The 18,387-nt window shown below is 39.8% G+C and carries 20 protein-coding genes and 3 tRNA genes; 18 read left to right on the forward strand and 5 right to left on the reverse strand.

Annotation, left to right across the window (positions count from 1 at the left end; translation table 11 throughout):
- The 14 genes from ACWTVK_RS06090 to ACWTVK_RS06155 all read left to right on the forward strand — a co-directional run bounded on the left by ACWTVK_RS06090 (window position 1) and on the right by ACWTVK_RS06155 (window position 11,280).
- Window positions 1-1,359 carry a PFL family protein gene (locus ACWTVK_RS06090; protein WP_024065892.1) on the forward strand — a complete coding sequence of 453 codons (1,359 nt, stop codon included), beginning with the start codon at window positions 1-3 and terminating at the stop codon, window positions 1,357-1,359.
- A 33-nt stretch (window positions 1,360-1,392) separates the two neighbouring features.
- Window positions 1,393-2,544 (forward strand): glycosyltransferase family 4 protein, encoded by a 1,152-nt coding sequence (locus ACWTVK_RS06095; RefSeq protein WP_024065893.1) that lies wholly within the window; start codon window positions 1,393-1,395, stop codon window positions 2,542-2,544.
- Window positions 2,545-2,601: 57 nt separating this feature from the next.
- Window positions 2,602-3,744: a non-hydrolyzing UDP-N-acetylglucosamine 2-epimerase gene (gene wecB / locus ACWTVK_RS06100; protein ID WP_456046282.1), complete on the forward strand. Its 1,143-nt coding sequence runs from the start codon at window positions 2,602-2,604 to the stop codon at window positions 3,742-3,744.
- Between the two features lies 1 nt (window position 3,745).
- Window positions 3,746-3,940: an AtpZ/AtpI family protein gene (locus tag ACWTVK_RS06105; RefSeq protein WP_009352385.1), complete on the forward strand. Its 195-nt coding sequence runs from the start codon at window positions 3,746-3,748 to the stop codon at window positions 3,938-3,940.
- Between the two features lie 10 nt (window positions 3,941-3,950).
- On the forward strand, window positions 3,951-4,319 hold the full coding sequence (locus ACWTVK_RS06110; protein ID WP_024065896.1) for an ATP synthase I superfamily: 369 nt from the start codon (window positions 3,951-3,953) through the stop codon (window positions 4,317-4,319).
- 170 nt (window positions 4,320-4,489) lie between these two features.
- Window positions 4,490-5,188 carry a F0F1 ATP synthase subunit A gene (atpB, locus tag ACWTVK_RS06115; RefSeq protein ID WP_105084946.1) on the forward strand — a complete coding sequence of 233 codons (699 nt, stop codon included), beginning with the start codon at window positions 4,490-4,492 and terminating at the stop codon, window positions 5,186-5,188.
- A 20-nt stretch (window positions 5,189-5,208) separates the two neighbouring features.
- Window positions 5,209-5,436, forward strand: a complete 228-nt coding sequence (gene atpE / locus ACWTVK_RS06120; RefSeq protein ID WP_004695064.1) for a F0F1 ATP synthase subunit C — start codon at window positions 5,209-5,211, stop codon at window positions 5,434-5,436.
- A gap of 18 nt (window positions 5,437-5,454) precedes the next feature.
- Window positions 5,455-5,952 (forward strand): F0F1 ATP synthase subunit B, encoded by a 498-nt coding sequence (gene atpF / locus ACWTVK_RS06125; protein ID WP_060924369.1) that lies wholly within the window; start codon window positions 5,455-5,457, stop codon window positions 5,950-5,952.
- 4 nt (window positions 5,953-5,956) lie between these two features.
- Window positions 5,957-6,508 (forward strand): ATP synthase F1 subunit delta, encoded by a 552-nt coding sequence (gene atpH, locus ACWTVK_RS06130; protein WP_105094204.1) that lies wholly within the window; start codon window positions 5,957-5,959, stop codon window positions 6,506-6,508.
- 16 nt (window positions 6,509-6,524) lie between these two features.
- On the forward strand, window positions 6,525-8,063 hold the full coding sequence (gene atpA, locus ACWTVK_RS06135; protein ID WP_105094203.1) for a F0F1 ATP synthase subunit alpha: 1,539 nt from the start codon (window positions 6,525-6,527) through the stop codon (window positions 8,061-8,063).
- Between the two features lie 3 nt (window positions 8,064-8,066).
- Entirely contained in the window at window positions 8,067-8,921 is an 855-nt protein-coding gene (gene atpG, locus ACWTVK_RS06140) for an ATP synthase F1 subunit gamma (protein ID WP_105094202.1), read from the forward strand.
- Between the two features lie 18 nt (window positions 8,922-8,939).
- Window positions 8,940-10,364, forward strand: a complete 1,425-nt coding sequence (gene atpD, locus ACWTVK_RS06145) for a F0F1 ATP synthase subunit beta (RefSeq protein WP_105084942.1) — start codon at window positions 8,940-8,942, stop codon at window positions 10,362-10,364.
- Between the two features lie 3 nt (window positions 10,365-10,367).
- Window positions 10,368-10,775, forward strand: coding sequence for an ATP synthase F1 subunit epsilon (gene atpC / locus ACWTVK_RS06150; protein WP_287533466.1), 408 nt, complete (start codon window positions 10,368-10,370; stop codon window positions 10,773-10,775).
- A 148-nt stretch (window positions 10,776-10,923) separates the two neighbouring features.
- The gene (locus ACWTVK_RS06155) at window positions 10,924-11,280 is read left to right on the forward strand and encodes a hypothetical protein (protein WP_105084941.1); all 357 of its coding nucleotides are present in this window, start codon (window positions 10,924-10,926) and stop codon (window positions 11,278-11,280) included.
- A gap of 70 nt (window positions 11,281-11,350) precedes the next feature.
- Here the strand turns inward: ACWTVK_RS06155 and ACWTVK_RS06160 are convergent, their stop codons facing one another.
- The 4 genes from ACWTVK_RS06160 to ACWTVK_RS06175 all read right to left on the reverse strand — a co-directional run bounded on the left by ACWTVK_RS06160 (window position 11,351) and on the right by ACWTVK_RS06175 (window position 12,600).
- A complete protein-coding gene (locus ACWTVK_RS06160) occupies window positions 11,351-12,259 on the reverse strand; it encodes a hypothetical protein (protein WP_456046283.1) in 909 nt (302 codons plus the stop codon).
- Between the two features lie 107 nt (window positions 12,260-12,366).
- Window positions 12,367-12,442, reverse strand: a tRNA-Val gene (locus tag ACWTVK_RS06165).
- 3 nt (window positions 12,443-12,445) lie between these two features.
- A tRNA-Glu gene (locus ACWTVK_RS06170) sits at window positions 12,446-12,520 on the reverse strand.
- A gap of 4 nt (window positions 12,521-12,524) precedes the next feature.
- Window positions 12,525-12,600: transfer RNA gene (locus ACWTVK_RS06175), tRNA-Asn, on the reverse strand.
- Window positions 12,601-13,342: 742 nt separating this feature from the next.
- Between ACWTVK_RS06175 and ACWTVK_RS06180 the strand changes: the two genes are divergently transcribed.
- The 4 genes from ACWTVK_RS06180 to ACWTVK_RS06195 all read left to right on the forward strand — a co-directional run bounded on the left by ACWTVK_RS06180 (window position 13,343) and on the right by ACWTVK_RS06195 (window position 17,449).
- Window positions 13,343-14,185, forward strand: coding sequence for a fumarate hydratase (locus ACWTVK_RS06180; protein WP_009660830.1), 843 nt, complete (start codon window positions 13,343-13,345; stop codon window positions 14,183-14,185).
- Window positions 14,186-14,204: 19 nt separating this feature from the next.
- The gene (locus ACWTVK_RS06185; RefSeq protein WP_005385442.1) at window positions 14,205-14,765 is read left to right on the forward strand and encodes a Fe-S-containing hydro-lyase; all 561 of its coding nucleotides are present in this window, start codon (window positions 14,205-14,207) and stop codon (window positions 14,763-14,765) included.
- Window positions 14,766-15,031: 266 nt separating this feature from the next.
- Window positions 15,032-15,583 (forward strand): TIGR01440 family protein, encoded by a 552-nt coding sequence (locus ACWTVK_RS06190; RefSeq protein WP_105094198.1) that lies wholly within the window; start codon window positions 15,032-15,034, stop codon window positions 15,581-15,583.
- A 9-nt stretch (window positions 15,584-15,592) separates the two neighbouring features.
- A complete protein-coding gene (locus ACWTVK_RS06195) occupies window positions 15,593-17,449 on the forward strand; it encodes an LPO_1073/Vpar_1526 family protein (RefSeq protein ID WP_456046284.1) in 1,857 nt (618 codons plus the stop codon).
- 190 nt (window positions 17,450-17,639) lie between these two features.
- On the opposite strand, the gene ACWTVK_RS06200 is transcribed toward ACWTVK_RS06195, so the two are convergent.
- Window positions 17,640-18,365: a Crp/Fnr family transcriptional regulator gene (locus ACWTVK_RS06200; protein ID WP_105094196.1), complete on the reverse strand. Its 726-nt coding sequence runs from the start codon at window positions 18,363-18,365 to the stop codon at window positions 17,640-17,642.
- Between the last annotated feature and the right edge of the window lie 22 nt (window positions 18,366-18,387).

Consider the following 18,387-nt stretch of genomic DNA (forward strand, 5'->3'; position numbering starts at 1 on the left):
ATGTTATCTATCGACAATATTTTAGAAACGAATCAGATGATTCATGACAACAAGCTTGATGTTCGTACTATTACGATGGGCATTAGCTTGCTAGAATGCGCATCTAGTTCTGGTAAAGAACTATGTGATCGCATTTATGATCGCATTACAAAAGAAGCTGAGCATCTTGTGTCTACTGGTGAGGATATTGAGCGTGAGTTTGGTATTCCTATCATTAATAAACGCATTTCTGTAACTCCTATCTCTCTTGTTGCAGGTGGTAGTGATTTAACATCCTATGTACCAATTGCAGAAGCGATGGACCGTGCTGCTAAAACAGTAGGTGTTAACTTTATCGGTGGTTACTCCGCTCTTGTAACAAAAGGTGCTACACGAGCTGATCGCATCTTGATTGATTCTATCCCAGAAGCATTAGCAACTACAGATATCGTATGTAGCTCTGTAGGTGTTGGTTCTACTAAAACTGGTATCAACATGGACGCAGTTCGCGACATGGGGATTATCGTTAAGAAAACGGCAGAACTTACAAAGGATAATGATGCTCTTGGCTGTGCTAAGCTCGTTATTTTCTGTAATCCTGTAGAGGATAATCCATTCATGGCAGGCGCATTCTTTGGCGTCACTGAAGGTGATAGTGCTATTTCTGTAGGCGTATCTGGCCCAGGCGTTGTAAAACACGCACTTGAGTCTGTGCGTGGTCAGTCCTTTGACGTTGTAGCAGAAACGATTAAACGTACTGCTTTTAAAATTACTCGTGTAGGCCAATTAGTAGCACAAGAGGCATCTCGTCGTCTTGGTAAACCATTCGGCATTATCGATTTGTCCTTGGCGCCAACACCAGCGGTAGGCGATTCTGTTGCTCACGTTCTCGAAGAAATGGGCTTATCATCTTGTGGTTGTCATGGTACGACTGCGGCACTTGCATTACTTAATGATGCGGTGAAAAAAGGTGGTCTTATGGCATCCTCTCACGTAGGCGGCCTCAGTGGTGCATTTATTCCAGTATCTGAAGATGCTGGTATGATTGATGCCGTATCTTGTGGCAGTTTATCCCTCGATAAATTAGAGGCTATGACATGCGTATGTTCTGTTGGCCTTGACATGATTGCTATTCCTGGAGACACAACAGCGGATACAATTTCTGCAATTATTGCTGATGAATCTGCTATTGGTATGATTAATAATAAGACAACTGCGGTTCGTGTAATTCCTGTACCTGGCAAAACCGTAGGTGAGGTTGTTGAATTTGGTGGCCTTTTAGGTTACGCTCCAATTATTGAAGTGAGTCCATATAGTGCAGCTGAGTTCATCGCCCGTGGTGGTCGTATTCCAGCACCTATTCGTAGCTTAACTAATTAATTGTGTTTATAACCCAGTTGCTGGAGGTGTCTTATGAGTGATTATGTGCTCGATTATGTGTGGGCCTTTGCTCTGGCGCTCATCATAACCTTTGCACTAACCCCTTTGGTAAAACGCTTTGCCGTTGCTGTAGGGGCAATAGATAAACCTGATGCCCGAAAGGTGCATCATGGTGCTATTCCACGACTTGGTGGGTTAGCAATCTTTCTCGGTTATGTAGGATCGGTCCTCTTTAATGGCTCTATCCCACATGACCATAAACTATTTGGCTTTGTACTTGGTACAGTTATTCTTGTGCTCGTTGGCATTTGGGATGATATTAAACAGATTGAGCCAAAGACTAAGTTAATGGGCCAAATCATAGCAGCTGCAATTTTGGTAGCTTATGATATTCGGGTGGACTTTATCAACCTTCCTTGGGGTGGTGTAGTGTACCTTAAATATTGGGCTGCTCCATTGACTATTTTCTGGATCGTAGGATTTACGAATATCGTAAATCTTATCGATGGCCTTGATGGCTTGGCAGCAGGGATTTCCTTCATTGCTTGTATTGCTGTTTGCGCTATGACATTACAACTTGGCCAAACTGACTTAGCATGTATATCTCTTGCACTGGCAGGTGCAACAGTAGGGTTCTTGCGGTATAACTTTAACCCAGCGAAAATTTTCATGGGTGATACGGGTTCTATGCTCCTCGGTTATACTTTAGCAGCTATTTCTGTAATGGGCGCTGTTAAAACGGCAGCTACTATTGCATTAGTAGTTCCTGCAATCGTACTTGGCTTACCAATTCTGGATACATTATTTGCTATCGTACGCCGTAAAATTAGCGGTCGTCCCATTTTTAAGCCTGATAAAGGCCATGTGCATCATCGTTTGTTAGCTCAAGGTTTATCTCAAAAACAAGCGGTGCTAATGATGTATGCCGTAACAGCTCTGTTTGGTGGCGTGTCTGTCATCGTAGCAGAGGTCAATGCTTGGATTGGTATTGCATTGGTACTCGTTATCTTCTTAGGCAGTATTTTTGTGGCTCGTCGCCTTGGTGTTATTACCCATAGTGATGCGGCGGGACATCCATTACCACGTCCTACAATTGAACGCAGCGATTCAGATGAAACTATTTCCTTTGATCGTGAAGAATTGGCAAAAGCTTTAGAGGAATCTGACGATTCCCATAAGAAATAACCATATGTGGGGCGCATGGCGCCCCATTTTTTCTATCCTACTATGTTGGAGGCAACTATGTTAAAAGTTATGACAATCTTTGGTACAAGACCTGAAGCTATCAAGATGGCTCCTCTTGTAAAAGCACTAGAAGCAGTACCAGATATGGAGCCGATTGTAACCGTTACGGCACAACATCGCGATATGCTCGATCAAGTACTAAACTTGTTCAATATTACCCCTGATTACGACTTAAATATTATGAGCCAAGGTCAAACATTGTACGATGTAACGAACCGTGCATTGATGGGCCTTAAAGATGTATTAGAAGAAGCTAAACCTGATGTAGTTCTTGTACATGGTGATACAACAACAACCTTTGCAGGTGCTTTGGCGTCCTTCTATCAAGAAATTCCTGTAGGTCACGTAGAGGCGGGTCTTCGTACTGGAGATATTTATTCTCCATTCCCAGAGGAAATGAATCGTAAATTGACTGGCTCTATTGCAACCTATCATTTTGCACCAACAGCTAGTTCTGAAAGCAATCTTAAGAAAGAAAATATCAATACAGATCATCTATATGTAACAGGCAATACTGTTATCGATGCCCTTGATACAACAGTGCAAGATAATTATATTTTTGATGATGCTGCGATCAATGCATTAGATCCTGAAAAACGTACAGTTCTTGTTACTACACATCGTCGTGAAAACTTGGGTGAGCCTATGCGCCATGTGTACCAAGCTATTCGCGATTTAATTCATGAATTTGAAGATATTCAAGTGGTATTCCCTGTACATAAGAATCCTAAGGTTCGCCAAGTTGTACAAGAGGAACTTGGTTCTGTAGAACGGGTTACCTTAATCGATCCACTTGATTATGAACCATTTGCGAACTTAATGGCTAAATCTTATTTGATTCTTACTGATTCTGGTGGAATTCAAGAGGAAGCGCCAGCCCTTGGAAAACCAGTTCTCGTATTGCGTGATACCACAGAACGCCCTGAAGCTGTTGAAGCTGGTACGGTTCGCCTAGTAGGTACTGATAAAGATGCAGTACACGCAGCGGCTCATGAATTGTTGAGCAATGCAGCAGCTTATAAATTGATGTCTAACTCCGTTAACCCTTATGGTGATGGCAAAGCATCTGAACGCATTATTCAAGCGTTGCGCCATGAGTTCTTAGGCGATCCTAATCGTCCTGAACGGTTTGGTAAATAATATGGATAAGGACCTTGTGAAAGCCCTCGCCATGGCAACATCGGCGGGGCTCACACTCGTTTTCTGTATAGGTGGTTTCATTTGGATTGGATATACACTGGATGGTTGGTTTAGAACTGAACCGTTATGTATGATTATATTTGGTCTTATTGGAGCTATAACAGGTTTTTATATGTTATATAAACAAGTTAAGTAGTGAGGTATATATGAATCAATATATTAAATTCATAGTGCGTGTGCTACTAACTTGTTTTTTTATTGCCTTTTTAGGCGGTATAATACAAGTTTTATGTGGCCTAGAACAGTATCTATGGGGATGGTTTTGGGGTATTTTTATAATGGTACTCTACTTGCTAAGTTTAGCTTTGCATGGTCAATCCATTGTATCAGGGGATCCTTACAAAGCCGTTCGTAAAGCTCGTAGACAGATGATATGGCGTCTTATGTTAGTAGGCTCATTAGTAGTCTTAGGATTAAAGATTCCCGGCATAGAGGCTATTAGCATGTTTGTTGGTGTCGCACTTATTCAGCCCGCATTATATGTTGTTTACTGGTGGCTTAGTCGACATTTCTAATCTTATGATGTGTTAAATTATAGATGTATTCCAATAATGCATTATACACAATATATTCATGAGTAATTTGAATTGTTTACCTTTCAAGTGTTGATTATATATCTATAACGATGTATGATGATACATATATATTATATTTATATTTATTGTAAGTATATTAGTTTTTTATTATGTCTATGGAAGGGGTTGAGAACGTGGAATTACATGCGGGACACCATGAAGTCGTGCAGTGGTTAGGGTTGACATTTAATTTGGATACTCTAATTGCTACATGGGTTACTATGGCTATTGTAATACTGATAACAGTACTAGCCACCCGGGGACGAAAATTGGTGCCTGTAGGCTTGCAAAATATAGTTGAATCTATATTGGAAGGCTTAGAGGGGCAATTAGCTCCGAACTTAGGTCGTCATTGGCCAATGGTGAGTTCCTTGTTATTTACGTTTTTCTTATTTATTTTTGTAGGAAACGAATTAGGTTTAATGCCTACCTTTAAGGCTTTAACATCACCAACATCCGACATTAATACTACTGTTGCATTAGCTCTATGTAGCACATTAGTAGTATGGGTTATGGGGATTAAAGTTAAAGGCTTATCCTATTTCAAGCATTTCGTACGACCTTATAAGGCTTTGCTAATACTGAATATTTTTGAAGAGATTGCTAGACCTGTTACACTTGCCTTCCGTCTATTTGGTAATATCGTAGCTGGTGAAATTCTGTTAGAAGTATTGTACAATTTGCCTTGGTTTGTACCGGTACCATGGGTATGGATTGCTTTTAGTTTATTTATTGGTATTATTCAAGCCTTTATTTTTACCGTTCTTACTGCCTCCTACTTGGGGATGGCTCTTAGTGAGGAACATTAATTTTTTACGGAGGATATATTATGGAAGCTCAAGGTTTATTCGCATTAGCAGCAGCAATCGCAGTAGGTTGTGGTGCCATTGGTGCAGGTATCGGTGACGGTCTTGTATCTAGCAAAGTAATTGAAGGTATTACGCGTCAACCTGAATTGCGTGGTCAATTGATGTCTACTATGTTCGTAGCGATTGGCTTGATCGAAGCGATGCCTATCATCGGTGTAGTAGTAGCATTTATTTTGTTATTCAGATAATAACGAGGAGGAATAACCTTGGTTGACTTAAGCCTTGGAACGATTCTTGCTCAAATGTTGAACTTTTTTATATTAGTTTGGCTATTAGCTCGTTTTGCATATAAACCATTATTGGCTATGATGACAGAACGTAAAGAACGTATTGCTAAAGACTTAGAAGCTGCAGAAAAAGCTCGCGTAGAGGCAGAGGGCTTTAAAGCTGATTATGCTGCTCAAATTGCTAAAGCACGTCAAGAAGCACAACAAATTGTTGAAAAAGCAGTTCAAGAAGCAGAAAATACAACACGCGAACAATTAGCGACAGCACGCGAACAAATTGAACAAGAAAAAAATCGTGCTCGCCAAGATATTGCAATCGAACGTGATCGTGCTATGAACAGCTTGCGCAATGAAGTTGTTTCTTTATCTGTAGCTATGGCTGGTAAAGTTGTTGCTAAAGATATGAACAGCGAAACTAATACGAAATTGATCGAAGACGCTATTCGTCAACTTGATAGTAAAACGATAGGGTTGTGATACGATGAGCATAGAAATTGTAGCAGATAAATATAGTTCGGCTATGTTTGAATTAGCTCAAGAACAAAATAAGTTGGAACTCATGGAGGAGCAATTAGGTTATGTAGCATCCGTAATGGTTGATCAACCTGAGTTGCGTTCATTTCTAGAGAATCCAATCGTTACAGAAGATGCAAAGATTAAGCTTATTGGTAAAATTTTTGACTCTAGTATCGATAAAGTTGCTCTACACTTTATTTATGTGATGATTAAGCGCGGTCGTTATCGCTATATAGCATCGACTATCGAAGCGTTTATTAAGAAATCACGTGCAGCACGTGGTATTTTGGAAGCTACTGTAACAGTAGCTGAACCAATTACAGCTGATGTAGAAGCATCTGTACAAGCTAAACTAAGAGAAGTAACAGGAAAAGATGTCATCTTATCCGTGCGTCAAGATCCATCCATTATGGGTGGTATCGTTATCCAAGTAGGGGATAAACGCATCGATGGCTCTGTAGCTCGCCGTTTAGAGGAATTAGAAAAATCTTTATTAAGAACGAACTCTATTAGATAGGGGTGAATGGGTATATATGAAAATGAAGCCTGAAGAAATCACTGCTATAATTAAACAGCAGATTCAGGACTATGATGTTGACCTCAATGTCGATGACGTGGGTACTGTTCTTGACGTAGGGGATGGCATCGCCCATATTTATGGTCTTGAAAGAGCCATGGCTGGTGAGTTGTTAGAGTTACCACACGGCGTATATGGCTTGGTTTTGAACTTAGAATTAGATAATGTTGGTGCCGTACTATTAGGTGACGACTTCTTAATTAAAGAAGGCGATGAAGTACGCCGTACTGGCAAAATTATGGACGTACCAGTAGGGGATGCTCTTATTGGTCGTGTAGTAAATCCATTGGGGCAGCCTATCGATGGCAAGGGTGCTATTCAAGCGACTGAACGTCGTCCTGTAGAACATCCAGCACCTGGTATTGCGGATCGTCAATCTGTAAACGAACCATTGCAAACAGGTTTGAAAGCTATCGATGCGATGGTACCAATTGGCCGTGGCCAACGTGAGCTTATCATTGGTGACCGTGGTACAGGTAAAACTGCAATTGCTCTTGATACAATTATCAATCAAAAAGGTAAAGATGTAATTTGTATCTATGTAGCAATTGGTCAAAAAGAATCTACCGTAGCTCGTGTAGTACAAAAATTGGAAGAAACAGGTGCGTTGGAGTATACAATCGTCGTTTCTGCTAGTGCTTCTACAGGGGCTCCATTACAATACATCGCTCCGTACGCAGGTGTTGCTATGGGTGAATACTTCATGTACAAAGGCAAACATGTACTTTGTGTATATGATGATTTAACTAAGCAAGCAGCTGCTTACCGTGCTATGTCTTTATTATTACGTCGTCCACCAGGGCGTGAAGCGTATCCAGGCGACGTATTCTACTTACACAGCCGTCTATTAGAACGTGCTGCGAAACTTTCACCAGAACTTGGTGGTGGTTCCATTACTGCGTTGCCAATCATTGAAACACAAGCAGGTGACGTATCTGCATACATCCCAACAAACGTAATCTCCATTACTGATGGTCAAATTTTCTTGGGTACAGATATGTTCTACTCTGGCATCCGCCCAGCGGTTGATGTAGGTTTGTCCGTATCCCGTGTAGGTGGTAGTGCGCAAACTAAAGCGATGAAACAAGTAGCAGGCCAATTGCGTTTGGACCTTGCTCAATATCGTGAGTTAGCTGCGTTCGCTCAGTTCGGTTCCGATCTTGATGCGGCTACTAAAGCACAATTAGACCGTGGTGAACGTTTGACTGAAATGTTAAAACAAGGTCAATATGAACCTATGAGCGTAGCAGAAATGGTTATTAATCTTTACGCTGGTACAAAAGGGTATTTAGCAAGTATTCAAGTGGATGATATTTTAGCATTTGAAGCTGAACTTTTACGTTATATAAAAGCTAACTATCCTGAAATCATCACAAATATTGAAACGTCTAAGAAAATTGACGAAGATACTGAAAATCTATTGAAACAAGCAATCCCAGAATGTGTAGAAGCATTTGGTTCTACACATACATTAGTGTCTCATAAGGAGGCGTAATGTATGGCTAGTGCACAAGATTTGCGAAAACGCATAAAAAGTGTTACCAATACGCAACAAATTACAAAAGCGATGAAGATGGTAGCCTCTGCTCGTCTTCGTAAGGCGCAAACAAAAGCGGAAGGTACTCGTCCTTACGCAGAGAAGATTGGGCAAATCTTGCGTCATATGTCTAATAGTGATTTAGAAGGCTTTAGCAGTCCTTTGTTAGAGGTACGCCCTATAAAACGCACATGCTATATCGTAATAGGTGCCGATAAGGGCCTTGCAGGGGCATTCTCGTCTAATGTGTTGAAGTTTGCTATGGAACAATTGCATGGTAAATCTTCCGATACATACCGTGTTATCACGGCAGGTAAAAAGCCTAGAGACAGCATGAAATCTAGAGGAATTCATATCGATAAGTCCTATGCAGGCTTCTCTGATAAACCTTCTTATGAACATGCCCGTGCCATTATGCATGAAGCACTTTCACTATACGAACGTCATGAAGTTGACGAAGTCATCATGATCTATACACGTTTTGTAAATTCTATGACGCAAATTGCACAGGCTGAGCGCTTGTTACCGATAGAGCAACCACAAGATGAGGTAAAGGGCGAAGAGTATGATTTCATGCCATCTGCTGTATCTGTCTTGGAGGCGTTGTTACCAAAATATTTAGAGATTACTGTTTATAATGGATTGTTGCAATCTGCAGCAAGTGAATTGGGTGCTCGTATGACCGCTATGACATCTGCTACAGATAATGCAGGGGAACTCATTGATTCCTTAGGTCTTGAATATAACAAGTTACGTCAATCTAGCATTACAAACGAAATTTCTGAAATCGTTGGTGGCGCTAATGCCTTGCAATAAATAAGGAGACATTTGTCGATGAGTAATAATATTGGTAAAGTTGTGCAGGTCATTGGCCCAGTTGTAGACGTGCGCTTCGATGCTGGTCATTTGCCAAGCATCTACAACGCCATCAACATCTACCATGATCATAAGGCACATGATAGACAAAAAATTGTAGTAGAGGTTATGCAACACTTAGGCGACGATACTGTACGTTGTGTTGCGATGAGCTCTACTGACGGTATGACCCGTAATATGGATGCCGAAGATACTGGTGCTGCAATTGCGGTTCCTGTAGGCGAAGGCGTGTTGGGTCGTATCTTTAACGTATTGGGTGAAACTGTAGACCATGATCCAGCTCCAGTTGTAGCTGATGAAAAATGGCCTATTCACCGTCCAGCACCTAAATTTGATGACCTTTCTCCAGATACTAAAATTTTGGAAACAGGTATTAAGGTCGTTGACCTTATCGCTCCATATGTAAAAGGTGGTAAAATCGGCCTCTTCGGTGGTGCCGGTGTAGGTAAAACCGTATTAATTATGGAATTGATTCACAATGTTGCCACAGAGCACGGTGGTTACTCCGTATTCTCCGGCGTAGGCGAACGTACTCGTGAAGGTAACGACTTGTGGAACGAAATGAAAGAGTCCGGCGTTATCAACAAAACAGCTCTTGTATATGGCCAAATGAATGAGCCACCTGGGGCACGTATGCGCGTAGGTCTTACAGGCCTTACAATGGCTGAATACTTCCGTGATGTGAAGAAACAAGACGTGCTCTTGTTCATCGATAACATCTTCCGCTTTATTCAAGCGGGCTCTGAAGTATCTGCCCTCTTAGGTCGTATGCCATCTGCCGTAGGTTATCAACCTACATTGGCTAATGACGTAGGGGCATTACAAGAACGTATTACATCTACCAAAGAAGGTTCTATTACTTCTGTACAAGCTGTATACGTACCTGCCGATGACTTAACTGACCCTGCTCCAGCGGCGACATTCGCTCACTTGGATGCGACAACAGTATTGTCTCGTTCCATTGCGGAACTTGGTATCTATCCAGCGGTGGATCCGTTAGATTCTACAAGCCGTATTTTGGACCCACATGTACTTGGTGAAGAACACTATGAAGTAGCGCGTGGCGTGCAAGAAGTATTGCAAAAATATAAAGATCTTCAAGATATTATCGCAATCCTTGGTATGGAAGAATTGTCTGACGAAGATAAATTGACTGTATCTCGTGCGCGTAAGATTCAACGTTTCTTGAGTCAACCGTTCTTCGTAGCTGAAGTATTTACTGGTTCTCCTGGTAAATACGTACCATTGTCCGAAACATTGAGAGGCTTTAGAGAAATTCTTGATGGTAAACATGATGATTTACCTGAAGGTGCATTCTACATGGTTGGTACCATCGATGAAGCCGTTCAAAAAGCAAAGGAAATGCAAGAGAAGGGGGAATAATCCATGGCGGAACCTATGACCCTACAAATAATCACACCTGATGCAATTGTCTTTGAAGGCAAGTCTACATTCTTTGTAGGTAAAGCTATTGATGGTCAATTTGGTATTTTGCCAAATCATGCACCTATGATCATTGCATTAGATTTAGCACCGTTACGCATAGATCAACCAGATGGAACATCTCGTGAACTTGCAGTATTTGGTGGTTTCTGTGAAATCGAACATAATAAGGTGAGTATTGTAACTCCAGACTGCCAAGATCCATCATCCATTGATGTGGAGCGTGCTCGTCGAGCAAAAGAACGTGCAGAAGGCCGGTTATCTAATCCTACACCTGATATTGATGTAGAGCGAGCAGAAGCGGCATTGCAACGTGCATTATTGCGCTTGCATGTAACTAAACAACTATAAAATAAAAGGCTAGCCCTATGGCTAGCCTTTTTCTATAGAATTTCATTTTGTTTATAGGAAACACTCATCTAACATTAAGGTCATCTACTTATACTAAAATTTGTCATTTAAATTTAATGACTTATTGTGTTAATTTGGAGGTTTTCTAATGAACGTATCAAAAAAATCTTTCATTGCTTTTGCTGTATTAGCATGCTGTTTTGGTGCATCTACACTAGGAACACATGTAGACGCATCTTATGGTTATAAATATACTGACTCGGTTCGTCCACCAGTAGAAACTCCTACAAATGATGCTTTTAGAGCTAACATGGTTAAACAAAATGAAGCTGATAATGCTAAATATGCTGCGACTACTAATACAAGTACAGCAAGTGCAAAAGATGATGATTCAATTTATTACGTAAGCGATTTATCTGATTCCTTCCGTAGTTCATTTACTGCACTTTTAAGAAATGCTGGTTTTACAGAGCATCAACTTAGATTAATCGGCTTGATTCACTAAGTTATGTATCGTTAATAGGTGAATACAAAAAGACCGTTAAGCAATTGCTTAACGGTCTTTTTAGTGTCTCTTATAATACGCTAACACCTTTTAAGGAGTAAGCAGTATTTCTAGGTTGTTCTACTTGGAAGTCAAGTACAACTGGAGATTCAGAGTTGATGCCAGGCGCTTGATAGCGGTCACGGTCTGTTGGAATACGTTTATACGGTAATTTATCAAGTAATACAGTCATAACTTTGTTCCATACAGCCTTATGTGTTGGCATTGTTAAGGAATCATCAGTTTGATTGAATCCACTGCGTACAGTGTGAATTACTTGATCATTCACATCGTAATAATATAAAAGTGCATTTACCTTTGCGGCGATGTACATTTCACGATCATCATTATTATATGTATATGGGCTATTAACACCATTGATTTGTACATATACGTCTTGTAATGGTACAGGCATAATAACGATTTCAGAATTTTGTGCAGCTGCAATTTGTGCAAGGTCAACAGCTCTAATTTCAGCTGTTGGCGTATTAGTACTTACGATTGCTGTATCATAGTATGGATACTTAAGCGTATTAGATAGACGGTCTGTCATGTAACGACCTAATTGGGCTGTGTTTTCGTTGCGCAATTTTGCAGGTACAACAATTGTAACTTTGCGACTAGGGAAATTATCTAAGTGACCATCATAATTAGAATTAGAAGTATTGATAGTCGCTTTTTCAGGTGTTCCAACAACTGGAGTTGAAACAGGTGTATTTGCAACCTTCAAAATAGGTTGACCATTATTATCGGCTTGTAATGTAGGGGTAGTCGTATCTATATTGGATGGCATAGAGTTAATGACTACCGGTTGAGCGGTATTTGATGTTAACTGGCTCATATTAATAGTGGCAGCACTTGCTGTAGCGAGTGTAGATGCCAATAGTACACCTAGTACTGTAAGTAGCGAACGTTTATAGCGTCCGAATGTATGAAACATAGTTCCTCCTCTAAATAAGACTCTTTAAAATTCACAAACAAAACAACTGGTACTATTATATCACATATACAAAAAAAAGAAGCAAGCTTTATGCTTGCTTCTAGGTCTGGTGGACGATGACAGGATCGAACTGCCGACATCCTGCTTGTAAGGCAGGCGCTCTCCCAGCTGAGCTAATCGTCCATATGGTGACCCGTCCGGGAATCGAACCCGGGATACCGCCGTGAAAGGGCGGTGTCTTAACCGCTTGACCAACGGGCCAGAATGGCTCCTCGAGTAGGACTCGAACCTACGACCGATCGGTTAACAGCCGATTGCTCTACCAACTGAGCTATCGAGGAATGGTACGATTGTTATTATATGTTAGATTAATTATAAAAGCAAGCGTTTTTTTTAAAATTACTATAAATCAAAAGATGTTAACTATGACTAAAACACATAACGTTATACAAAAAATCAATTATTAAAAATTTTGATAAGTAAGTCATTAAAATTAATATAATCTATATAAATGAATAAACACAGATAAATACTGTGTTTATAGAGATATCTTGAGGGATATTTTACTAAGAGTTAGCAATATAAGTATATTGAATATAATCGGTATACATATGCATTACAAAAAAGTTTAAACCTTTTATTTGAAAAATAATATCAAGTAGTCTGAAAGTGTATTTATCATCTTAGATATACTCTGCATTTATACGGTGATTTCAACCTAATTTTGGCCTCTAAAAGTGGATTAAGATATAGGGTATAAAAATTCTTTCAACCTATGATTAACTATGACTTTTATCACATTGAAAATATAGTTTTTATAGTCAAAAATATGATGAAAAAGAACTATTGAAATACCGAAATATATACAGCGATATTCATGAAAATAATTCTCAAAACATGAAAAAGCATTGAGAAAACTGTATAGTTAAGCCGTTGAAAGCATGTATGTTGTGTGTTACGATTGATGCATAGAGTTAATCTCGATGTGTATGAGAAACATATGTCTTATACACTTGAGAGTTAAAAGTTATCTCACGGTAATTTAGAATTAATATTCAACTATGTTCCTGAGGAGGGATTATCTTGCGCGAGATTCAAGTATCTGAAATCACAAAAACAGTCCGTCAAATGTGTATGGACGCAGCTTACCACTTGCCAAAAGACATCTATGAAGGCTTGAAAAAAGGCCGTGAAACAGAAGAGTCTCCAGTTGGTTGCATCGTTCTCGATCAAATCATCAAAAATGCAGAAATTGCTGATGCTGAAGATCGTCCATACTGCCAAGATACTGGTATGACATTGGTATTCGTAGAAGTAGGTCAAGATGTTCATTTCGTTGGTGGCGATCTTAAAGAAGCTATCAATGAAGGTGTTGCTCAAGGTTATGTAGAAGGTTACCTTCGTAAATCCGTTGTAGCAGAACCATTGTTCAACCGTAAAAACACTCAAAACAACACACCTGCAATCATCTACATCGATATCGTTCCTGGCGATAAAGTAGAAATCAACGTAGAACTTAAAGGCTTCGGTTCTGAAAATAAATCTGACGTAGCTATGTTGGTACCTGCAGATGGCGTTGAAGGCGTTAAAAATGCAGTTCTTGAAATCGTAAAACATGCTGGCCCTAACCCATGCCCTCCAATCGTACTTGGCGTTGGTATTGGTGGTACTATGGACCAAGCAGCTGTTATGTCCAAAAAAGCTTTGCTTCGCGATATTAGCACTCCTCACAAAGATCCTGAGTATGCAAAATTGGAAGAAGAAATTTTGGAAATGGTTAACAAAACTGGTATCGGTCCACAATTGGGCGGCACAACAACTTGTATCGGTGTAAACATCGAATGGGGTGCAACTCATATCGCCGGCCTTCCTGTTGCTGTTACTATTATGTGTCATGCTGCTCGTCATAAACACGTAGTACTTTAATCGGTAGGAGGTAATTACAATGGCTGAAACAATTCGCATTAATACTGAAGAATATAATGAAGAGTTTTCCCGTAAATTAAAAGTTGGTGATAGCGTTCTTATCACTGGCAAAATTTACTCCGCTCGTGACGCTGCTCATAAAGTTATGACTGAAGCTTTAGCACGTGGCGAAAAATTACCAATCGATTGGACTAACAAATTCGTTTACTACCTTGGACCAACACCTGCAAAACCTGGTGACCCAATTGGTTCCGCTGGTCCTACAACTTCTGGTCGTATGGATGCTTACACACCAACAATGCTTGATCAAGGTATCAAAGGCATGATCGGTAAAGGTTCCCGTAAACCAGCAGTAGTTGAATCCATGAAGAAAAATGGTTGCACATACTTCGCAGCAGTTGGTGGCGCTGCAGCATTGATTGCAAAATCCATCAAAAAATACGAAGTACTTGCTTATGGTGAACTTGGTCCAGAAGCTTTGGCTGAATTGACAGTTGAAGATTTCCCTTGCATCGTAGTTGGCGATACTGAAGGTAACAACTTCTACGAACAAGGCCAAAAACCTTATAGAAAAATCTAATATCACCGCTGAGTGATTGAAAGAGGCTTGCTAATGCAAGCCTCTTTTTTATCTATAGAGATTCAATAATTATCACTGTACATGTATATATTTAATGATTATTACATTGTTTATTAGTATGATGGTAATATATGAAATTACTTTTATAGTTTATATATTATTATGTTAGATTCACTTTTGTTTAGTAGAGTAAAGTCTACCGATTCTGTCCATTTTGTGATAATATACATATAGATTTATACATTCAAAGTGAGTGAGGCGATATCATGACTTCTGTAGAAACTATTCGTCAGTCAGTGCGTACAGCGATGGCTGAATTGCTAGATTTGGCAAAGGTTCGAGAAGGTCAATTATTCGTGGTGGGTTGTTCCACTAGCGAAGTTATGGGTAAGAAAATTGGCACTGATTCCCACATTGATGTGGCTCAGATCCTATTTGATGAAATATATAAAGCTGTTAAAGCTAAAGGTCTTAATTTGGCCGTTCAATGCTGTGAGCATATTAATCGAGCTCTTGTTATGGAACGTAGTGCAGTAACTTGGGAGGAAGAGGTTAATGTAGTACCTCAACGTCATGCAGGTGGAGCCATGGCTGTTACTGCCTATGAACGTTTTGACGATCCAGTGATGGTTGAATTTATTAAAGCTGATGCAGGCATCGACATCGGGGACACTTTCATAGGTATGCATATGAAACATGTTACTGTACCAGTGCGCCTCAGTATTAAAGAAATTGGTGAGGCTCATGTAACTGCTTGTCGTGTTCGACCTAAGAGCATTGGTGGTGAACGTGCTGCATATAATGAAGCGTTGATGTAGGGGGATAGTATGTCAAACGTAATACCATATTTTGTATTAGCTGTTGTGGCGCTTGGATTTTTTGCCATTTGTTACGCCGTTTTTAATCGTAATGATAGTGAAAGCCAAGCTAAACATGAGCATCGTGATAATTCTGTTACTAAGTCTGATGGTGAACATCATAGAGAAAAGTCCGTTAATGAATCTAGGGTAGGCGATGTAACTGTTACACATGAAGGTGGAACCAATGTGTATACGGCCTCTGTGTTAGAGGATAATGAAGATTATAATGCTTCTGAATCTATGGTAACTGATGAAGATACATCTTATAACCGACGAGATGGTAATCAATTACATGTGGAAAACTCCGATACAGGATATTCCTTGGCCTTAGGTCATCATGCAGACGAGACTGAGACTAAATCAGGTCAAGCTGATTTAAAAGGACAAGAACCTATTCAAGATACATCTGTTCCTGCTGAATCTATCCTGCATGAAACTGTTCCAGAGAATTCTGGTTCTCTAGAGAATACAGAATATAATTCGACAGAACATGGTATGGATGAAACTATTGTAATGACTGCAGTTTCTGATGTGGGACTCTCCAATGGTGAGCATCATGCCACTCCATTGATGGATAAGACTATTGTTCTTGATGCTGTTACAGATGAACTACGCAATCGAGCTAATTCTGTAGAGGATACGATTGCTATGGGTGAATCTGTAGAGGCTCTTGAAGCTGATGAAGCAGAACACATTGAGGCTACACAAATGATTGGTGGTGTCGATGAGATTAAAACAGCAGAAGGCCCATCTGTATTGGATGAAACACGCTTGTTTGATGCTTCTGAAATAGAGGCTCAATTGGCAGCCGCTAGTATGGTTGAAGAAGAGGTACCAACAGGGCAATGGGCTAAAGCGGCACATGAAGATAAATGTATTGAATTGGCAATGGCGCCATTTGTTCATGCCTTCGGCGTGTTGCATGGAGATACACAACATTATGTGGAATCTATTACAAGAGATGCATTAGCCGCTCTTAATATTACAAAGTTAGCTGAAGTCAACGCACTTCTTGATAATATTGTTATTCAAGAAGCATTGATGAGTATGCAAAAGGCTTATGCTGCGACGAATACAGAGTGGATGAAATCCGCCGCCTTAGGTGCGTTCTTAGATGTAGTACAATCACCTAAGTCTAGTACTCCGTACCTTGTAGCCTTTGATGCGTTACGTGTATTGCCACACTTGACATTAGGTCATTTCCAAGTCATGGCATTGACACTATTGCTACAATATTCTAGAAACTCTAATAATTATGGATTAATTCATTTCCAACATTATGTAGAGAAATATATTGAGCCATTTATTTCTGATTTACCTCAAAATAATTCTTTCTACCGTCAATTAGATTACTTACGTTGTACACAAGAGGAACGTGAACCGATTACATTAGCCCAAGTATTATCCAATTCTTATCCATTCGTGTTCAATTATCGTGGTTTCTCCAAGGAGGAACTCTTCCGTGCTACCGACGGTCATGGTGTGGATCCGCGCTATGTAGTACGTAGCTTGAACTCCAATCTATATAAATTGGCATTGGTTGATGAGTCTTTAGCACCACGATTCTTTAGACAAACTCGCATTTCCGATTCTATGGTACAACGAGATCTCATTGCTCTTATGAAGAGTAAACCGACTGCTTTCAGAGGCCAAGAAGCACGTGATATTATGGATGATATTTCTCCAGTTCTCTTAGATTTAGCAGATGTATTTGATCATACGCCTATGTCTAAAATCAGTTTAACATTACTTGGCCTATATTTAGGTCGTGCTCATGTGAAAGCTACGATTGGTGAAGAATTCGATTTATCTCATTGGTTCTGATGTGTAAAATTAATTGTAAAGAACTAATACTAAAGAACTAATACTAAAGAACTAATACTAAAGAATTAATAGTAAAGAATTAATAGTAAAGAAATACTAATCGTATACAAAAATGTCTCCCTAGATTATCTAGGGAGACATTTTTACGTTTATTGTATATTTTTAGTTTTAGTATAGGTTAAAAGATATGCTAGAAGCTATTAAAACCGAATTCTTCGATTCCTTCCACGTCTTTTAGTGTTACTGTACGGCCTGTAATATCGATAATGCCTTCATCTCTTAGACGGCCGAGTTCGCGGCTAAGTGCTGTGCGAGATACATTGAGTACCTCTGCCATTTGCTCACGGTTATGTGGCAAATGGATTGTTGTAGACTGTTGACGTTTATAAATGTCTGTTAAGTATGCGAAAATCTTCTCGCGCATACCTTTCAAGGTAAGATAATGAACCTTTCTTGTGAGGAGAATTGCTTTTTCAGACAAGTCCTCCAATAGGTTGGACAAGATTTTGGTTTGGCATTGTTGGCAATCAGGCAATGTATCAATAAATGTTTCAAGAGGAATGAACATAATTTTACTAACCTTTGTGGCTTTAATCGTAGCAGGCCATAATGGTTGTTTACTAAATAGTAATGCTTCACCAAAAATATCAGACTGTTCAAGATTAGCCATAATAACGCGTTGGCCCATAACATTTTCACGTGTCAGTAACGCACTGCCTTCGAGAATAACCCCAATGCCTTCCATAGGATCCCCAGAGAGGGCAATAAAATCATTTTTCTTATAGCTATGCACAATAACCTTCGCATTATGTAAATAGCTGCGTAGTTCAGGTTCGCCCAGCTTATTAAATAAAGGACATTTAATTAGGGTAGGTAGATATTGGTTGATAATATCATTTGAAAGTATTTGCTTCATGAGCACCTCCGATGTGACGAAG

It is taken from the genome of Veillonella sp. Ser01 (assembly GCF_053850375.1).

Bases quoted from the DNA above. Each gene is read 5' to 3' on its own strand.
- atpH (WP_105094204.1), top strand. From the start codon at position 5,957: ATGAGCATAGAAATTGTAGCAGATAAATATAGTTCGGCTATGTTTGAA.
- ACWTVK_RS06195 (WP_456046284.1), top strand. From the start codon at position 15,593: ATGTCAAACGTAATACCATATTTTGTATTAGCTGTTGTGGCGCTTGGA.
- ACWTVK_RS06090 (WP_024065892.1), top strand. From the start codon at position 1: ATGTTATCTATCGACAATATTTTAGAAACGAATCAGATGATTCATGAC.
- atpD (WP_105084942.1), top strand. From the start codon at position 8,940: ATGAGTAATAATATTGGTAAAGTTGTGCAGGTCATTGGCCCAGTTGTA.
- atpE (WP_004695064.1), top strand. From the start codon at position 5,209: ATGGAAGCTCAAGGTTTATTCGCATTAGCAGCAGCAATCGCAGTAGGT.
- ACWTVK_RS06095 (WP_024065893.1), top strand. From the start codon at position 1,393: ATGAGTGATTATGTGCTCGATTATGTGTGGGCCTTTGCTCTGGCGCTC.
- ACWTVK_RS06105 (WP_009352385.1), top strand. From the start codon at position 3,746: ATGGATAAGGACCTTGTGAAAGCCCTCGCCATGGCAACATCGGCGGGG.
- atpC (WP_287533466.1), top strand. From the start codon at position 10,368: ATGGCGGAACCTATGACCCTACAAATAATCACACCTGATGCAATTGTC.
- atpB (WP_105084946.1), top strand. From the start codon at position 4,490: ATGTCTATGGAAGGGGTTGAGAACGTGGAATTACATGCGGGACACCAT.
- wecB (WP_456046282.1), top strand. From the start codon at position 2,602: ATGTTAAAAGTTATGACAATCTTTGGTACAAGACCTGAAGCTATCAAG.
- ACWTVK_RS06200 (WP_105094196.1), bottom strand. From the start codon at position 18,365: ATGAAGCAAATACTTTCAAATGATATTATCAACCAATATCTACCTACC.
- ACWTVK_RS06160 (WP_456046283.1), bottom strand. From the start codon at position 12,259: ATGTTTCATACATTCGGACGCTATAAACGTTCGCTACTTACAGTACTA.
- ACWTVK_RS06185 (WP_005385442.1), top strand. From the start codon at position 14,205: ATGGCTGAAACAATTCGCATTAATACTGAAGAATATAATGAAGAGTTT.
- atpA (WP_105094203.1), top strand. From the start codon at position 6,525: ATGAAAATGAAGCCTGAAGAAATCACTGCTATAATTAAACAGCAGATT.
- ACWTVK_RS06190 (WP_105094198.1), top strand. From the start codon at position 15,032: ATGACTTCTGTAGAAACTATTCGTCAGTCAGTGCGTACAGCGATGGCT.
- ACWTVK_RS06110 (WP_024065896.1), top strand. From the start codon at position 3,951: ATGAATCAATATATTAAATTCATAGTGCGTGTGCTACTAACTTGTTTT.
- atpG (WP_105094202.1), top strand. From the start codon at position 8,067: ATGGCTAGTGCACAAGATTTGCGAAAACGCATAAAAAGTGTTACCAAT.
- ACWTVK_RS06155 (WP_105084941.1), top strand. From the start codon at position 10,924: ATGAACGTATCAAAAAAATCTTTCATTGCTTTTGCTGTATTAGCATGC.